We start from the raw sequence: 14434 nt of genomic DNA on the forward strand, positions 1-14434 counted from the left end.
TCCGCGAACCGATCACATCCGCACAGGCGCTCAGAGAGGAAGGCAGCATGGCACGCGCACTGGTCATCGGGGGTGGCATCGCCGGCCCGGTCGCCGCGATGGCGTTGCAGAAGGTCGGTTTCGAGCCGACGATCTACGAGGCCTTCGACCGCGCCGCAGACGGCGTCGGCGCTTTCGTGAACCTCGCCCCCAACGGCCTGAACGCCCTGGAGAACCTAGGCCTGGCCGAGCTGGTCACCCGCAAGGGCTTCGACACCCCCGAGATCGCCTTCTACAAGCACACCGGCAAGCCGCTCACCGGTCCGATCAGCATCGGCCGCCATTCCGGCGACGGTGCCGTGATCCGCACCTTGCGCCGCCCGGAGCTGTACGCCGAGCTGCGCAACGAGGCCATCCGCCGCGGCATCCGCATCGAGTACGGCAAGCGCCTGGTGGACGCCGTCCCCACCGCCGACGGGGTGCGCGCGGTGTTCGCCGACGAGCAGACCGCCGAGGGCGACATCCTGATCGGCGCCGACGGCCTGCACTCGCAGGTGCGGAGCGTCATCGACCCGGCCTCGCCCGCCCCCCGTTTCCTGGGCGTGCTCAACGTCTTCGGCTCCGCCGAGGGCCTGCGGGTCGAGGGCAAGCCCGGCCCGCTGCACATGTTCTTCGGGCGCAAGGGCTTCTTCATGTACATCAAGACCCCCAGCGGTGACGTGTGGTGGTTCGCCAACCCGGCGGTGCCCGACGAGGCGCGCGCCGAGCGGCTGCGCCGCCTGCCGGCCGAGAGCCGGCGGGAGTGGCTGCTGGAGGTGTTCGGGGGCGACAAAATGCCCGCCGCCCGGATCGTCGCCGCCTCGACGGACCTGCCCGCCCCCACCCTCGCCTACGACGTGCCGAAGGTGCCGCGCTGGCACCGCGACCGCATGATCATCATCGGGGACGCCGCGCACGCGGTGTCCCAGACCGCAGGCCAGGGCGCCGCCGTCGCCATGGAGGACGCGATCGTGCTGGCCAAGTGCCTGCGGGACGCGCCGACGGTCGAGGCCGCCTTCGACGCCTACGAGTCGCTCCGCCGGGAGCGGGCGGAGGCCATCGTGGCGCTGGGCAAGCACAACAAGGAGGGCAACACCGCCGGCCCGCTGGGACGGGTGATCCGGGACTTCTTCATCAAGCGCGCCTTCCGGGAGGGGTCCAAGAACAACCCCGTCTGGCCGCACACCCACCGTATTCACTGGGACACGCCGGTGGTCATCGGCGACGCCCGGTCCGGCGTGCGCACGGCCTCGTGACCGTGGTGCACCGACGCGTCCCGCAGCACAGTTCGAGGAGCAACCGACGATGACCGCGACCACCCACGAGTCCTGTCCGGTCCACCGGTCCGAGCAGCCGTTCCCCCACCCCCGGCAGGGTCCGTTCACCGTGCCCGCGACGTACGCGGAGATGGTGGAAAAGGGCGTCGTCCAAGTGACGCTCGCCAACACCGGGCTCCGCGTCTGGGCGGTCACCGGCTATGACCGGATCCGCAGGCTGCTGGCCGATTCGAGGATCAGCGCCTCCCGCAAGCACGACAACTTCCCGTTCTTCTTCGTCCCCCCGCCGCAGGCGCGCACCGAGACCTCCTTCATCGGCTACGACCCCCCCGAGCACACCGCCGCGCGGCGCAAGGTGGCCGCGGCGTTCACCCGCCAGCGGGTCAGGCTGCTGCGGCCGATGATCCAGCGGGTCATCGACGAGCACATCGACCGGCTGCTGGAGTGCGAGCCACCGGTCGACTTCCACTGGAACTTCTCGCTGTCGGTGCCGACCACCGTGATCTGCGAGTACCTGGGCGTCCCTCAGAACGACCACGCCTTCATCATCAAGCACAGCAACAATCTGTTCGGCGCCGACAGCACCCCCAAGGAGCGGCTGGCCGCGATCGTGGAGGTCAACGACTACATCGCCGACCTGGTCGAGCACAAGGAGAAGGAGCCCGGCGACGACCTGACCAGTGCGGTGATCGCCGAGTACCGCGCCTGCGGTGAGGAGTACTCCCGGCGGGAGCTGGTCAACATGATCAGAATGCTGCTGAACGGGGGGCATGAGACCACCGCCAGCATGATCTCGCTGGGCACCGCCTGCCTGCTGGAGCATCCCGACCAGCTGGCCGAGCTGCTGGCCGACCCCGAAGGCCTGATCGAGCCGGCCGTCGAGGAGCTGGTGCGGCTGGCGAGCATCGGCGACCTGGCGGTGCCCCGGGTGGCGCTGGAGGACATCGACATCGACGGCACCGTGATCCCCGCCGGGGACGGGATCCTGTGCCTGCTGCTGACCGCCAACCACGACCCGCGGGTCTTCCCCGACCCCGAACGGCTCGAGCTGCGCCGGGGCAGCCGCAAGCAGCTCGGTTTCGGGTACGGGGCGCACCACTGCATCGGCGCCGAGCTGGCCCGGCTGGAACTGCAGCTGGTGTGGACGACCCTGTTCCGCCGCATCCCATCGCTGCGGCTGGTCAAACCGCTGGCCGAGGTGCCCCGCAAGGAGGGCGCCATCGTCTACGGCCTGTGGTCCCTGCCCGTCACCTGGGAGACGTGAGGCCCATGTACGAGGCAGACCTCGCCGAGATCTACGACATGGTGTACCGGGGCCGGGGCAAGGACTACGCCGCCGAGGCCGCCGAGGTGAGCGAACTGGTGCTGGCCCGCAGGCCGGACGCGGTGTCGCTGCTGGACGTGGCCTGCGGGACCGGTGCGCACCTGGCCTTCACCCGGGAGCGCTTTGAGACCGTCGAAGGGCTGGAGCTGTCCGAGCACATGATCGCCAAGGCGCGGGAGGCGCTGCCCGGCGTCCCGGTGCACCGGGGCGACATGCGCGACTTCGACCTGGGCCGCACCTACGACGCAGCCATGTGCATGTTCAGCTCCATCGGCTACCTGGGGTCGACGGGAGAGCTGGAGGCCACGCTGAGCCGCCTGGCCCGGCACTTGAGCCCCGGCGGCGTCCTGGTGATCGAGCCCTGGTACTTTCCCGAGCGTTTCATCGACGGCTACATCGCCCGTGACCTGGTCTCCTGTGGTGACCGGGTGGTGGCCCGGGTCTCGCACTCCACCAGGAACGGCCGGCAGGTGCCGATCACGGTGCACTACATCGTCGCCGACAAGTCGGCCGGCATCCGGCACTTCACGGACCTGCATTTGATGAGGCTGTTCACCCGGGAGGAGTACGAGAGGGCCTTCGAGCGGGCCGGTTTCGCCGTCGAGTACCTGACGGACGGGCGCTTTGACTGCGGGTTGTTCGTCGGGGTGCTCAAATGAGGCGCGCCGTCTGACGATCGCCGACGGACGAAGGGTCCGGGCCGGCCGGCCCGGACCCTTCACCGTGTCCTGCGCTCCTCACCGCCCGGTCGCCGGGACCGCGGCCTGTTCCCACATGGCCCGCAGCGAGTCCGCCAGGTCGATGCGGGCCCGCCAGCCGAGCAGCTCGGCGGCGGGCCGGGGATCGACTCGCATCCATGCTCCGCCCAGGCCGGCGGCCCGCCGGTCCTCGGCGGCGACGATGCGCACCGGATGGCCGGTCACCGCGGCGAACGTCTCCACCAGGGTCCGCGCGGCGACGGCCCGTCCGCTGCCGATGGCGATCGCCCGGCCCGGGCAGTCCGCCTCGGCCGCCAGGGCGACGGCTCGGGCGACGTCGCGGACGTCCACGTAGTCACGCCGGGTGTCGGTGACGGTGACCGACATGACACCGCCCTCGGCCAGCGCCGCGCGCAGCATCGCCACCAGCTTGCCGGGGAAGCTCTCCGGGGACGGGTGGGGACCGCTGATGTTGGCCGACCGCAGCACCAGGGCGTCGACCTCGCCGGTCCGGGCGGCCCGCAGCACCGCCTGCGAGCCGGCGAGCTTCGTCCTGGCGTAGGGCGTGCGCGGGTTCGGCCGGGTGTGCTCGCCGACCGACGTGCCGACGGGGACGTCCCCGTACTCGTGCACGGTGCCGATGTGCACCAGGCGGGGACGCCACGGCAGGGAGCCGATTCCGGCCAGCAGCCGCCGCACCAGGTCCAGATTCATCCGGACCATCTCCTCCTCCGTCCGGTCCCAGCCGTCGGTGGCGTTCGCCGCATCCGTGGCGTTGACGATCAGGTGCGCCCGCTCCCGCGCCAGCAGCGCGCCGATCCGCTCGGCGGTGGCGGTCTCCAGGTCCAGCGAGACGAACCGGTGGCCCGCCGCATGGGGCGCCGGGTGGCGGGCCACCGCGATGAGCCCATAGCCGCGGCGGGCCAGCTCGGCACAGACGTGCCGGCCGAGCCAGCCGGTGCCGCCCAGCACGACCGCCCGCCGCCCGTGCGGTGCCGCTCCGGGCGTCGGGCGTCTCATCGAGCGTCCGCCACCAGGCGTTCGATGACCGGCACCATCGCGGCGGGCGACGGCAGACCGGCGATCTCCTCCCGCGCCGCGACGGCCTGCTTGGCGTAGCCGGGCTCCTCCAGCAGGGCCCGGCAGGACTCCAGCAGCCGCTCAGGAGTCAGCTCGGCGGGCGGCAGGTGGTGCACCGCGCCGAACTCGGCCAGCCGGCGCACCGCATCGATCGGCTTGCCGCGGCCGGGGATGACCACCTGGGGCAGGCCCTGGCAGAGGCTGGCCAGCATGGTGCCCGGACCGCCGTGGTGCACCACGGCGTCACAGCCGGGCAGCGCGGAGGTCAGCGACACCCAGCCGGCGGCGATGACGTTGTCCGGCAACGGACCCAGGCCCTCCACCAGGTGGTCGGCCACCGCCACGACCAGCTCGGCGTCCAGGGACGACAGGGCCCCCAGCATCTGGGCCAGCATCGGCAGCCCGCCGATCTGCGGCTGCACCGAGCCGAGGGTGACCAGCACCCGCGGGCGGGTCCGCTCCTGCAGCGCCCAGTCGGGGATCGCACCGGGCTCCCCGTAGGGCACGTACCGCACCTGCTGCGCACCCTCGGTGATCTCGCCCAGCAGCGGCGGGCAGTTGTCGATGATCAGGTCCGGTTCCGGCAGCCCGTCCAGGCCCAGCCGCTCCAGCTCAGGAGCCAGCTCCCGGGTCGCGGAGGTGACGATCGGCAGGTCACCGGGGCCGACGGTGTGCTTGATCCACGGCACGCCGTGCAGCCGCGCGGCCGCGGCGACGGCGGCGAAGGAGTAGGACTCGGTGACGATGGCGTCCGGCCGCCACCGGGCGACCAGGTCGCGCAGGCCGTCGACGGTACGGGCGGCCAGCCTGCCGAAGCCCCGCCCGATCTCGACCGTCATGCCCTCGTAGGAGTCGGGCGGGCGGACGATGTTGCCCTCCCGGTCCCTGGCCATGACATCGCCCATGTCCAGCGAGCCGCACACTGGAGTCATGGCCAGTCCGGACTGTCGTACGGTCTCCTCGAAACTCTCCGCGGTCGCGACCAGCACCTCATGACCGGCCGCGCGCAGCGCCCACGCCAGGGGAACGATCGGGAAGAACAGCGGGTGCGCCGGGCCGGTGTTCATCAAGATCTTCATGCCCGGAAGTTAGGAAATCACTCTGGAGACCGGCTTGACCACGACTCGACAGGCACCCAAATTTTGGACATAGCCACACTTTGCGACTATACCGCCGCATTTCCATATGCACCGAAAATATCGGCTTCGATGCGCAGGCAGTCGGCGTATTCCGGCAGCTCGCCGGCGGCCATGACCTGTTCCAGGGTCGGTGCCTTCCGGTCCCGTTCGGACAGGATCGGTTCGATATCAGAGGGAATGGGCAGGCGCAGCCGCGGATCGAACACCGACAGTTCCCGCTCATTCTCGGGGGTGAAGCACTCAGAGAGCAGATAGGACATCACCGAGCCGTCCCGCAGGGCGACAAAGGCGTGCCCCACCCCCACCGGCAGGTACACGGCCCGGCAGTCGTCCGGGCCGAGCGGCACGGCGTCATAGCGGCCGAACGTCGGCGACCCGAGCCTGAGGTCCACCACGATGTCGAGCACCCTGCCATGGGGGCAGAAGACGTACTTGGCCGTCCGGCCCGGCGGGGTGACGGTGAAGTGCACGCCGCGCACCACGCCGCGCCGGGACACGCTGTGAATCGTCTGCGCCACCGGGAACGCCCGGTGCCCGCCCACCCGGGAGAACCCCTCTCCGTGGAAGGGCGTCACCACCTGCCCGCGGGCGTCCCGGAAGATCGGGGGGACGAACTCGAACGCACCGGCCACCGCGAGTTCACGTACTCGCATTCCTCGCTCCGCTCCAGTGAACCTTTTTCAACACGCCGTTCTGCCTGCTCGTCATCGTGACGGCCGGCTTTCCCCCACGATCCCGGCGGGCACGGCCGCACGGGCTCACAGGCCGCGTGCGGAAAAGAGTTCAGCGGGATTCCAGCGATGCTCGAGCCGGTGCCGGGGAAATCGGTGTCACCCGCTGGCAGCATCGATAACATCCCTTGAACGCCGCTGGAGACCCGGTCGACGTTTGAAAGGACGTGATGGAGACCCTGAGCCGCCGGGCGCTCAACCGGGCGACGCTGGAGCGCCAGCTACTGCTGCGCCGGGTCGACTGGCCGCCCGCCAAGGTGATCGAGCATCTGGTCGGCCTGCAGGGCCAGGACCCGGACCCGCCCTACTTCGGCCTGTGGTCGCGGATCGAGGGCTTCCAAATCGAGGACCTGGTCCGGCTGCTGCACGATCGCCAAGTGGTGCGGGCGATGCTCTTCCGCGGCACCCAGCACCTGCTCACCGCCGACGATTACGTGCGATTCCGGCCGCTGTTCGACAAGCTGCTGGCCACCTTGCAGAACGGGACCTTCCGCCGCCAGACCGAAGGCATCGACCTGGCCGAACTGGCCCGGGCCGCTCGCGAGATCATCGGATCCGGCACGGTGACCCGCCCCGAGCTGGGCAGGGCACTGGCCGAGCGGTGGCCCGGACGGGATCAGGTGGCGCTGGCGCGGTCGGCCCAGCACCTGCTGCCGGTCCTGCATCCGCCGCCCGACGGCCTGTGGCGGCGGCGTGGTGCCACGCCGTTCGCGCTCGCCGAGCACTGGCTGGGCCGGCCGCTGTCGAAAGAACCGTCGGTGCAGGACCTCATCCGGCGCTACCTGGCGGCCTTCGGCCCGGCCACGGTCAGCGACGTGCGGGCCTGGAGCGGGCTGACCGGGCTGAAGGAGGCCTTCGAGCCGCTGCGGCCGAAACTGCGCACCTTCCGGGACGAAAACGGGCGGGAACTGTTCGACCTGCCCGACGCACCGCGCCCCGACCCGGACGTGCCCGCCCCGGTGCGCTTTCTGGCCGCGCTCGACAACGTGGTGCTCAGCTACCACGACCGCTCCCGCATCGTGACCGAGGAGCAGCGCAAGTACGCCTGGATCGACGCGACGATGACGGTGGACGGCTTCGTGCGCGGGCTGTGGGCCATCAAGCGGGCCAAGAAGACCGCCACACTGGACATCCGGCTGTTCGAGCCACTGTCCAAACGACAGGAGGCGGAGGTCCTCGCCGAGGGCGAGCGGCTGCTGCGCTTCGGTGCCGCCGACTGCGAGGTCCACGACATCCGGTTCCGCCCGGTCGGGGAGTGAACGCCCCGCCGTACCGTCCCGGACACCGGCGGGACGAAGGCCCCGGCAGGTCCCAGGCCCGGCTTCCCGGACGCCGGGCCTGGGCGGATCCCGCCACGGGGACGGGGAGCCCTCATCCGCGGGGGCCGAAGGCGGAAAGGGCTCAGTAGTTGCCGAGTCCGCCGCAGACGTTGAGCGCCTGCGCGGTGATGGAGGCGGCGGTATCGGTCACCAGGTACGCGACCAGGCCGGCCACCTCTTCCGGAGTGGAGTAACGGCCCAGCGGAATCTTGGCGTTGAACCTTTCGAGCACCTCCTGCTCGGTGATGCCCCAGTACTCGGCATAGCCGGCCCGGACTCGCTCGGCCATCGGCGTCTCGACGTACCCGGGGCACACCGCGTTGACGGTGATACCGGTCTTGGCCAGCTCCAGGCCCACGGCCTTGGTGAAACCCACCACCCCGTGCTTGGAGGCCGAGTACGGCGAGGCGTAGATCACGCCCTGCTTGCCTCCGGTGGAGGCGATGTTGATGATCCGCCCGTAGCCGTCCTTGCCCATCCCACCGTTGGCCAGTACCTCCCGGGTGACGCGGAAGACACCGTTGAGGTTGGTGTCGATCACGTCGAGCCAGAGCTGCTCATCGAGCGCGGCGATCTCTCCGCCCCCGCTGCGGCCGGCGTTGTTGACCAGGATGTCGATGCGCCCGTACCGAGCGACGGCGTCCGCCACGGCGGCCCGCACCTCCTCCCCGGAGGTCACGTCGCAAGGGCCACCCGACACCTCCAGGCCCTCGGCGGTGAGCCGGCTGACGGTCGCCGCCATTTTCTCGGCGTTCCGCGCGCATCCGTACACCGCGATCCCCTGCCGGGCCAGGGTGCGGGTCACCGCCAGGCCGATGCCGCTGCTGGCGCCGGTGACGAAGGCGACTCGCCTGTCGGTCATCTGCCCGTCTCCTTGCCGCCGCTCACGCGGCCAAGCCGGTGTTGACGAGGTCCAGCAGAGCGGCCGGGGTCTCGATGTCGGCGATGGCGTCGGTGACGTCCACGCCGTACTCCCGCTTGATCAAGGCCGCGGTCTCCAGCAGGGCCAGGGAGTCATAGCCCAGCTCGCTGAAGCTGGTGTCGGCGATGTCGTCGCCGAGCGGGATCGACTCGTCCTCCCCCGCGCTGACGCGCAGCATCTCCTTGAGCCGCTCAAGGGTCAGTTCCGCCATTTCACGCTCCTGTGGTCGGATTCGCCCATGGATTTCCTCTGAGGATCAGCGGAATCACTCGGGCCGTGCTGGTGAACACCTGGAACCGCCCCCCGCCGTCCCCTCCAGCGAATTTCGAGCGATTCTCCGATTCATTCCTGATATCTGTCGCTGACCGATTCGTCACGGGGAGGGAAAGTGATCCGCACAGCATGGCGCGTCGCGGCCGGAACGGCCGCCGTGGTGGCCGGGATCTGCATAGCGACGCCGGCGGAGGCGGCCGCCCGTCGCACGGGGCACCCGGTCGGCACCTGGACCGGAGTGGTCTCCTGGGACGGCGGACGGCAGGAGGTGGCGATGTCCTTCTTCGCCGACGGCACGCTGTGCCTGGTGCCCGAGGACGACCCGGCCGGCGGCGCCGAAGGCTCGGGGGTATGGCGGCACACGGGCGGCAATCGTTTCTCGTTCACCGCCACCGAGCGGTTCTACGGCCCCGACGGGGAGACGCTCGGGTGGCTGACGACCTCCCAGAAGGCCGTGCAGACCGGGCCGCGGTTCCGCAGCAAGGGCGAGTCCGCCCAGTACGACGCCGAGTGGAACCTCTACTACACCGTCACCTCGCGGCTGGACATGCGCCGCACCGGCACCAGCCCGACGCCCTGCTGAAGCCGCGGCGGGCGGCCGGGAGCACTGGAAAGCCCTCCCGGCCGCCTTCCCTCACGAGACCGGCCGACCCGCCACGGCGGCGGGGACCTCGGCCGAAGAGGAACCCGGGCGATGCGCCGGGCGGCTCCACCGGCGCATCGCCGGCCGCTCCACCAGCGTGTAGAGCAGCCAGGCGAGGACGAGACTGACCACGATGGTCACCGAAGCCTGCAGCAGGGCCTCCGGCACCGTCGCAGTCGTCCCCCAGCTCTGCCCCCACTGGGGGTCTGAGCGGCCGATCGGGCCGTAGGCGATCACCAGCCAGTGCACCAGGTACAGGGCGTAGGAGATCTCGCCGAGCCGGACCATCGTCCGGCCGCCGAAAACGGTGCCGTGCCGCCCGATATCGGCGGTCGCGGCGGCGGCGATCACGAAGGCCAGCGGCATGACGGTCACCGCCACCTCCCCGAACCGGTCGGGCAGCCAGGCGCTCAGCAGACAGCCGCCGATGGCCAGCGGAACCGCGACGGTCAGCGGAACCCGGATCCAGCGTCCGCTGATGACGATCCGCGCCAGCAGGATGCCCAGCACGAACTCCAGCGCCCGCACCGGGGGGAAGAAGGTCATGAACCACCCGCCCAGCCACGGCTCGCCGCTCCCGTAGATCCGCTCGCCGGCCGGCAGCAGGCCGGCCACCGCCGGCACCGCGAAGATCGCGGCCGTCACGGCCGCAAAGCACGCCCACAGCCGCTCCGGCCGGATCCGCCGGATCAACGCCAGCAGCCAGGGGAACGACAGGTAAAAGAACAGCTCGCAGGCCAGCGACCAGGACGGGGTGTTGATGAAGAAGTTCAGCAGCACCCCCTGGTCGGGGATCCAGGCGTGCGCCAGCAGCGCCACCGGGACGGTGTTGCCGAAGGTCACCGCGGCCCCGGTGAGCAGCATCAACGCCACGGCGGCGGCGAAGGTCACCAGGTGGTTGGGGAAGATCTTCACGACCCGGCGGCGCCAGAACAGCAGTTTGGTGTCGGAGTCGGTGGCGACCCAGGTCAGCACGAAACCGCTGAGGATGAAAAAGAACGACACCCCGACGGCGCCGGCGGCGTAAAAGAGTGCGATCTCAAATTCCCGCTCGGGGGCCACTCGCGGCAGCAAGGTGATCCCGCAGTGGCACAGCAGCACCAGCGACGCCGCGACGAAGCGCAGCCCGGTCAACGAAGGCAGCCGCGACGACCGCCCCAGAGGATCGACCATGTCCCTTTTCCTTTTCCTGCATATCGAATGGCCGAGCCCTTCCCGGCGGGCTGTTCCCACAAGCCGACGAGAAGGGGAAGAGGGCTCGGCCAGGGCTGTTGCGGCCCCGGAAACGGGGCCGCAACGGGGCGGTATTACGGATCGGGTCCCGTCACGCCCGCCCTGTGGACCTTTTCCGGCACACCGCCCCTGCAGGTCGAGATGGAAACGTCGCGGTAACGGACGCACCGAGGCCCCGCTTCGGCACCTTGGGCCACGTGTTGAAAAGGTCCTGTGCGCTCACCGATCCGCCGGCCCGTTCCCGCACCGGCCGGCGGGGCGGTGACCGGCCCGTGCGGGTCGCGCGGCGGGAAGGGGTCGCTCAGCCGGCGAGCTGCGCGGCGACCTTGCGGGCGCGCTCCTCGATGGCGGCCTCGGCCTCGCGCCGCGACTTGCGCGCCAGTTCCGCCAGCTCCGGCGGCTCGTTGACGAGCGTCAGCTGCGCTGTGATGACCGACAGTTCCATCTGCAGGGCACCTGCGAAGACCGTCCGCAGATACGGCTCGACGTGGTCCCAGCCGGCCAGCGGGGCGTCGGGGGTGTAGCCGCCGCCGTAGGCGAGTACCACGGTCGCCGGCCGGCCGGCCAGCGGGTGCGTCTCCCCCGGCTGGACCAGGGTCACGCCATCGATCAGCACCTGGTCCAGCCACGCCTTGAGGTGCGCGGGAATGGTCCAGTTGTGCATCGGCGCGCTCACCAGCACGGCGTCGGCCGACAGCAGCTCCTCGGCCAGCGCGGTGCGGTACCGTGCCGCCTCGGCCTGCGCCTGCGTACGGGCCTCCTCCGGCATGTAGAACGTCATGATGGCGTCCCGGTCCAGCAGCGGGAGCGGGTCGGCGCACACGTCCCGGTAGACGACGGTGCCGGTGGGAAGCTCCTCCTCCCAGCGGGCGCGGAAGGCCGCCGCCAGCCCGCGGGAGACAGACATGTCGCCCATGGGCGAAGAGTCGATGTGCAGCAGTCGGGCCATGTTTCCCTCCGGATCGGCGTGTGGAGCGGTCTGCGACCACGGTCGGCCCACCCCCTGCAGGACGGGTCGACACTCGGTCGAGCCGTCACCGCCGGACGCCGACGAACAGCCCGCGCCCGCACTGGATGCCGTCGATGTACTCGACGTCCAGGCCGGCCGCGGTGAACGCCTCCTCGTACTGCCGCCGCTCGAACAGCATCGCCCGGTGAACCTCTGCGAAGTGCCGGATGCCGGTGTCGGCGCCGACGACGGTGTAGTGGACCTCCATGCGCGAGGCGTCCCCGTCGCGGACGGTGTGGGCCACGCGGGCGATGAGCATGCCGTCCGCCTCGACCACGTCGCCCGAGCAGTAGCGATCGATGAACTTCTCCGGCAGCCACCAGGGTTCGACCGCCACCACCCCGCCGGGCACGACATGGCGGGCGAAGCAGCGCAGCGCGGCGTGCAGCTCCGCCTCGCTGGTGACATAGGCGATCGAGGCGAACAGGCAGGTGACGGCGTCGAAGGTGCGGCCAAGGTCGAAGTCGCGCATGTCGCCGTGGTGCAGCTTCACCCCCGGCAGCGCGGCCCGGGCGATGTCGAGCATGGGCTCCGACAGCTCCAGGCCCTCGGCGTCGTCGAACATGTCCAGGAACGGCTCCAGGTGCCCGCCGGTGCCGCAGGCCACGTCCAGCACGGAACGCGCCTCCGGCATCCGGCGCCTGATCTGGGCGGCGACCTCGGTCGCCTCGCCCCGGTAGTCCTTGCCGCGCGCCCGGTGCTGGGCGTCGTAGATCTTGGCGGCCTCCGCCCCGTACATACCGGCCTCCCCGGTCTTGTGTGCGATCTCGTGCGGTTCAGGTGCCCAGCGCGTGAACGGCGGATTCACGGACGGTTCCGGCGCTCTCCCTGAGCGGCTTCCACCAGTCGGGATGATCCCGGTACCAGGCGACAGTGGCGGCCAGTCCCTCTTCGAACGGCACCTGGGGCGCGTAGCCCAGTTCGGCGCGGATCTTGGAGTCGTCCAGGGCGTAGCGCCGGTCGTGCCCCTTGCGGTCCGGAACCCGCCGGATCATCTCCGGGCCGGCGCCGCACAGCCGTACCAGTTCCTCGGCGATCTGCCGGTTGGTCCGCTCGGTCCCCCCGCCGATGTTGTAGACCTCCCCGGCCCGGCCCGAGGTGAGCACCAGCTGCACGGCGCGGCAGTGGTCGGACACGTGCAGCCACTCGCGTACGTGGGAGCCGTCACCATACAGCGGGGCCGGCTCGCCGCTCAGCAGGTTGGTGACGAACAGCGGGATGAGCTTCTCCACATGCTGGTAGGGCCCGTAGTTGTTGGAGCAGCGGGTGACCGACACGTCCAGCCCGTGGGTGCGCGCGTAGGACAGCGCGATCAGGTCGCTGGCGGCCTTGGAGGCGGCATAAGGGGAATTCGGGCTGAGCGGCCACTCCTCCGTCCAGGCCCCCTGCTCGATGGAGCCGTACACCTCATCGGTGGACACATGCACCACCCGTGCGACCCCGGTGGTGAGGCAGGCGTGCATGAGATTCTGGGTGCCCAGCACGTTGGTGCTGACGAAGTCGCCGGCGTTCACCAGCGAGCGGTCCACGTGCGACTCGGCGGCGAAGTGCACCACGGCGTCGTGCCCGTCCACCAGCTCCAGCAGCAGGGACTGCTGGCAGATATCGGCCTGGACGAACTCCAGCCGCGGGTGCGAGGCCGGCAGATTGGCCCGGTTCCCGGCATAGGTGAGCTTGTCGACGACGGTGATCTTGGCGTCGGTGAAGCCGGGATACTCGCCGTCGAGCATTGCGCGTACGTAGTACGAGCCGATGAAACCGGCGGCTCCGGTGACCAGGATGCGCATACCGGAACCATCACGGCGGTGCCTTGAGACCCTCTACATCACCGGTCGAGACGCCCGCCCTTCCCTGTCCATCTCGGCTCCATCGGCTTTCGAGAGCCGGCTCCGAACCTGTCGGGTGAATTCCCGATGGTCCAGGAGGGTCTTCATGGCCGAGCCGAAGCGAGTTCCCGACGTCCGCAAGGAGGTCACGGTGGAGGCGCCCATCGAGCGCGCCTTCGCCATCTTCGCCGAGCATCCGATCGAGTGGTGGCCTGAACATCACGTGTTCGTCGAGAACCGCCAATCCATCACCATCGAGCCCAAGGTGGGCGGCCGCTACTACGAGCGGGGCGCCGACGGGACCGAGATCGCCTGGGGCACCGTGGTGGAGTGGGACCCGCCCCGCCGGATCGTGCTGACCTGGCGTGTCGGGCCGAACTGGCAGCCGATCCACGACGATGAGAAGGCCAGCTTCATCGAGGTCGACTTCCGGCCCGACGGCCCGGACCGGACGGTCGTTTCGCTCACCCACAGCGGGCTGGACCGGCACGGGGAGATCGCGGAGTTCATCCACTCCGCGCTCGACGGTCCCAGCCCGGGCGAGACCCTGGCGCAGTACCGGGACGTGGTGGCGCGGCACATGAAGGCCCGCGCCGCCGAGCTGGCCGACGGCCCGGTCACCCTGATCAACCGGTTCACGGTGACCGGCTCGGCGGAGGAGTTCGAGCGTGCGTTCGCCACCACCGCGGCCTATTTCGCCGAGCAGCCGGGGTTCATCGACCACAACTTGCTGCGCCAGACCGACGAGCCCCGCTCGTACGTGAACGTCGCCCGCTGGACCGACGGGGCCTCGCTGCGGGCGGCGGTGACGCGGCCGGAGTTCAAGCGGCACGCGCTGGCGCTGCGAGCGGTCAGCACCTCGGACCCGAAGGTCTTCTCCGTCCGGCTCACCACGACCGCCGTGGACGCCGGCTGAACCTCCCGTCCAGGGCCGGCCCGCCG

At 70.4% G+C, this 14434-nt stretch carries 15 protein-coding genes; 6 read left to right on the plus strand and 9 right to left on the minus strand.

The features are described from left to right. Positions 1–47 precede the first annotated feature (47 nt). Genes BUE48_RS13750 through BUE48_RS13760 form a run of 3 tightly spaced genes read left to right on the plus strand, consistent with a single transcriptional unit; the run spans position 48 to position 3278 of the window. A complete protein-coding gene (locus BUE48_RS13750) occupies positions 48–1274 on the plus strand; it encodes an FAD-dependent oxidoreductase (RefSeq protein ID WP_286990051.1) in 1227 nt (408 codons plus the stop codon). A 49-nt stretch (positions 1275–1323) separates the two neighbouring features. Next, the gene (locus tag BUE48_RS13755; protein ID WP_012853116.1) at positions 1324–2559 is read left to right on the plus strand and encodes a cytochrome P450; all 1236 of its coding nucleotides are present in this window, start codon (positions 1324–1326) and stop codon (positions 2557–2559) included. Positions 2560–2564: 5 nt separating this feature from the next. Then, complete coding sequence (locus BUE48_RS13760) at positions 2565–3278, plus strand: class I SAM-dependent methyltransferase (protein ID WP_012853117.1); 714 nt, start codon at positions 2565–2567, stop codon at positions 3276–3278. 78 nt (positions 3279–3356) lie between these two features. On the opposite strand, the gene BUE48_RS13765 is transcribed toward BUE48_RS13760, so the two are convergent. From BUE48_RS13765 to BUE48_RS13775, 3 genes are all read right to left on the minus strand, one after another. After that, positions 3357–4337, minus strand: a complete 981-nt coding sequence (locus BUE48_RS13765) for an NAD-dependent epimerase/dehydratase family protein (RefSeq protein WP_012853118.1) — start codon at positions 4335–4337, stop codon at positions 3357–3359. Continuing rightward, entirely contained in the window at positions 4334–5476 is a 1143-nt protein-coding gene (locus tag BUE48_RS13770; protein ID WP_012853119.1) for a nucleotide disphospho-sugar-binding domain-containing protein, read from the minus strand. The genes BUE48_RS13765 and BUE48_RS13770 overlap by 4 nt, the downstream gene beginning before the upstream one ends. Positions 5477–5562: 86 nt before the next feature. Further along, positions 5563–6189, minus strand: coding sequence for a dTDP-4-dehydrorhamnose 3,5-epimerase family protein (locus tag BUE48_RS13775; protein WP_012853120.1), 627 nt, complete (start codon positions 6187–6189; stop codon positions 5563–5565). A 248-nt stretch (positions 6190–6437) separates the two neighbouring features. On the opposite strand from BUE48_RS13775, the gene BUE48_RS13780 reads away from it, so the two are divergent. Continuing rightward, positions 6438–7526 (plus strand): winged helix DNA-binding domain-containing protein, encoded by a 1089-nt coding sequence (locus BUE48_RS13780; RefSeq protein ID WP_012853121.1) that lies wholly within the window; start codon positions 6438–6440, stop codon positions 7524–7526. 142 nt (positions 7527–7668) lie between these two features. Here the strand turns inward: BUE48_RS13780 and BUE48_RS13785 are convergent, their stop codons facing one another. Continuing rightward, entirely contained in the window at positions 7669–8448 is a 780-nt protein-coding gene (locus tag BUE48_RS13785; protein ID WP_286990055.1) for a 3-oxoacyl-ACP reductase, read from the minus strand. Positions 8449–8470: 22 nt separating this feature from the next. After that, complete coding sequence (locus BUE48_RS13790) at positions 8471–8719, minus strand: acyl carrier protein (RefSeq protein WP_012853123.1); 249 nt, start codon at positions 8717–8719, stop codon at positions 8471–8473. A 177-nt stretch (positions 8720–8896) separates the two neighbouring features. Between BUE48_RS13790 and BUE48_RS13795 the strand changes: the two genes are divergently transcribed. After that, positions 8897–9364 carry a hypothetical protein gene (locus BUE48_RS13795; protein ID WP_012853124.1) on the plus strand — a complete coding sequence of 156 codons (468 nt, stop codon included), beginning with the start codon at positions 8897–8899 and terminating at the stop codon, positions 9362–9364. A 51-nt stretch (positions 9365–9415) separates the two neighbouring features. Here BUE48_RS13795 and BUE48_RS13800 read toward each other — a convergent pair whose 3' ends face one another. The 4 genes from BUE48_RS13800 to rfbB all read right to left on the minus strand — a co-directional run bounded on the left by BUE48_RS13800 (position 9416) and on the right by rfbB (position 13453). Next, positions 9416–10597: an acyltransferase family protein gene (locus BUE48_RS13800; RefSeq protein WP_012853125.1), complete on the minus strand. Its 1182-nt coding sequence runs from the start codon at positions 10595–10597 to the stop codon at positions 9416–9418. Between the two features lie 361 nt (positions 10598–10958). Continuing rightward, on the minus strand, positions 10959–11606 hold the full coding sequence (locus BUE48_RS13805; RefSeq protein WP_012853126.1) for an FMN-dependent NADH-azoreductase: 648 nt from the start codon (positions 11604–11606) through the stop codon (positions 10959–10961). An 85-nt stretch (positions 11607–11691) separates the two neighbouring features. Beyond that, complete coding sequence (locus BUE48_RS13810; protein ID WP_012853127.1) at positions 11692–12405, minus strand: class I SAM-dependent methyltransferase; 714 nt, start codon at positions 12403–12405, stop codon at positions 11692–11694. Between the two features lie 37 nt (positions 12406–12442). Continuing rightward, positions 12443–13453, minus strand: coding sequence for a dTDP-glucose 4,6-dehydratase (rfbB, locus tag BUE48_RS13815; RefSeq protein WP_286990060.1), 1011 nt, complete (start codon positions 13451–13453; stop codon positions 12443–12445). A 145-nt stretch (positions 13454–13598) separates the two neighbouring features. Here rfbB and BUE48_RS13820 point away from each other — a divergent pair, with 145 nt between their 5' ends. Continuing rightward, positions 13599–14408, plus strand: coding sequence for an antibiotic biosynthesis monooxygenase (locus BUE48_RS13820; protein ID WP_012853129.1), 810 nt, complete (start codon positions 13599–13601; stop codon positions 14406–14408). Positions 14409–14434: the final 26 nt, after the last annotated feature.

This window comes from Thermomonospora sp. CIF 1, from assembly GCF_001896795.1.
GTDB lineage: Bacteria > Actinomycetota > Actinomycetes > Streptosporangiales > Streptosporangiaceae > Thermomonospora > Thermomonospora curvata.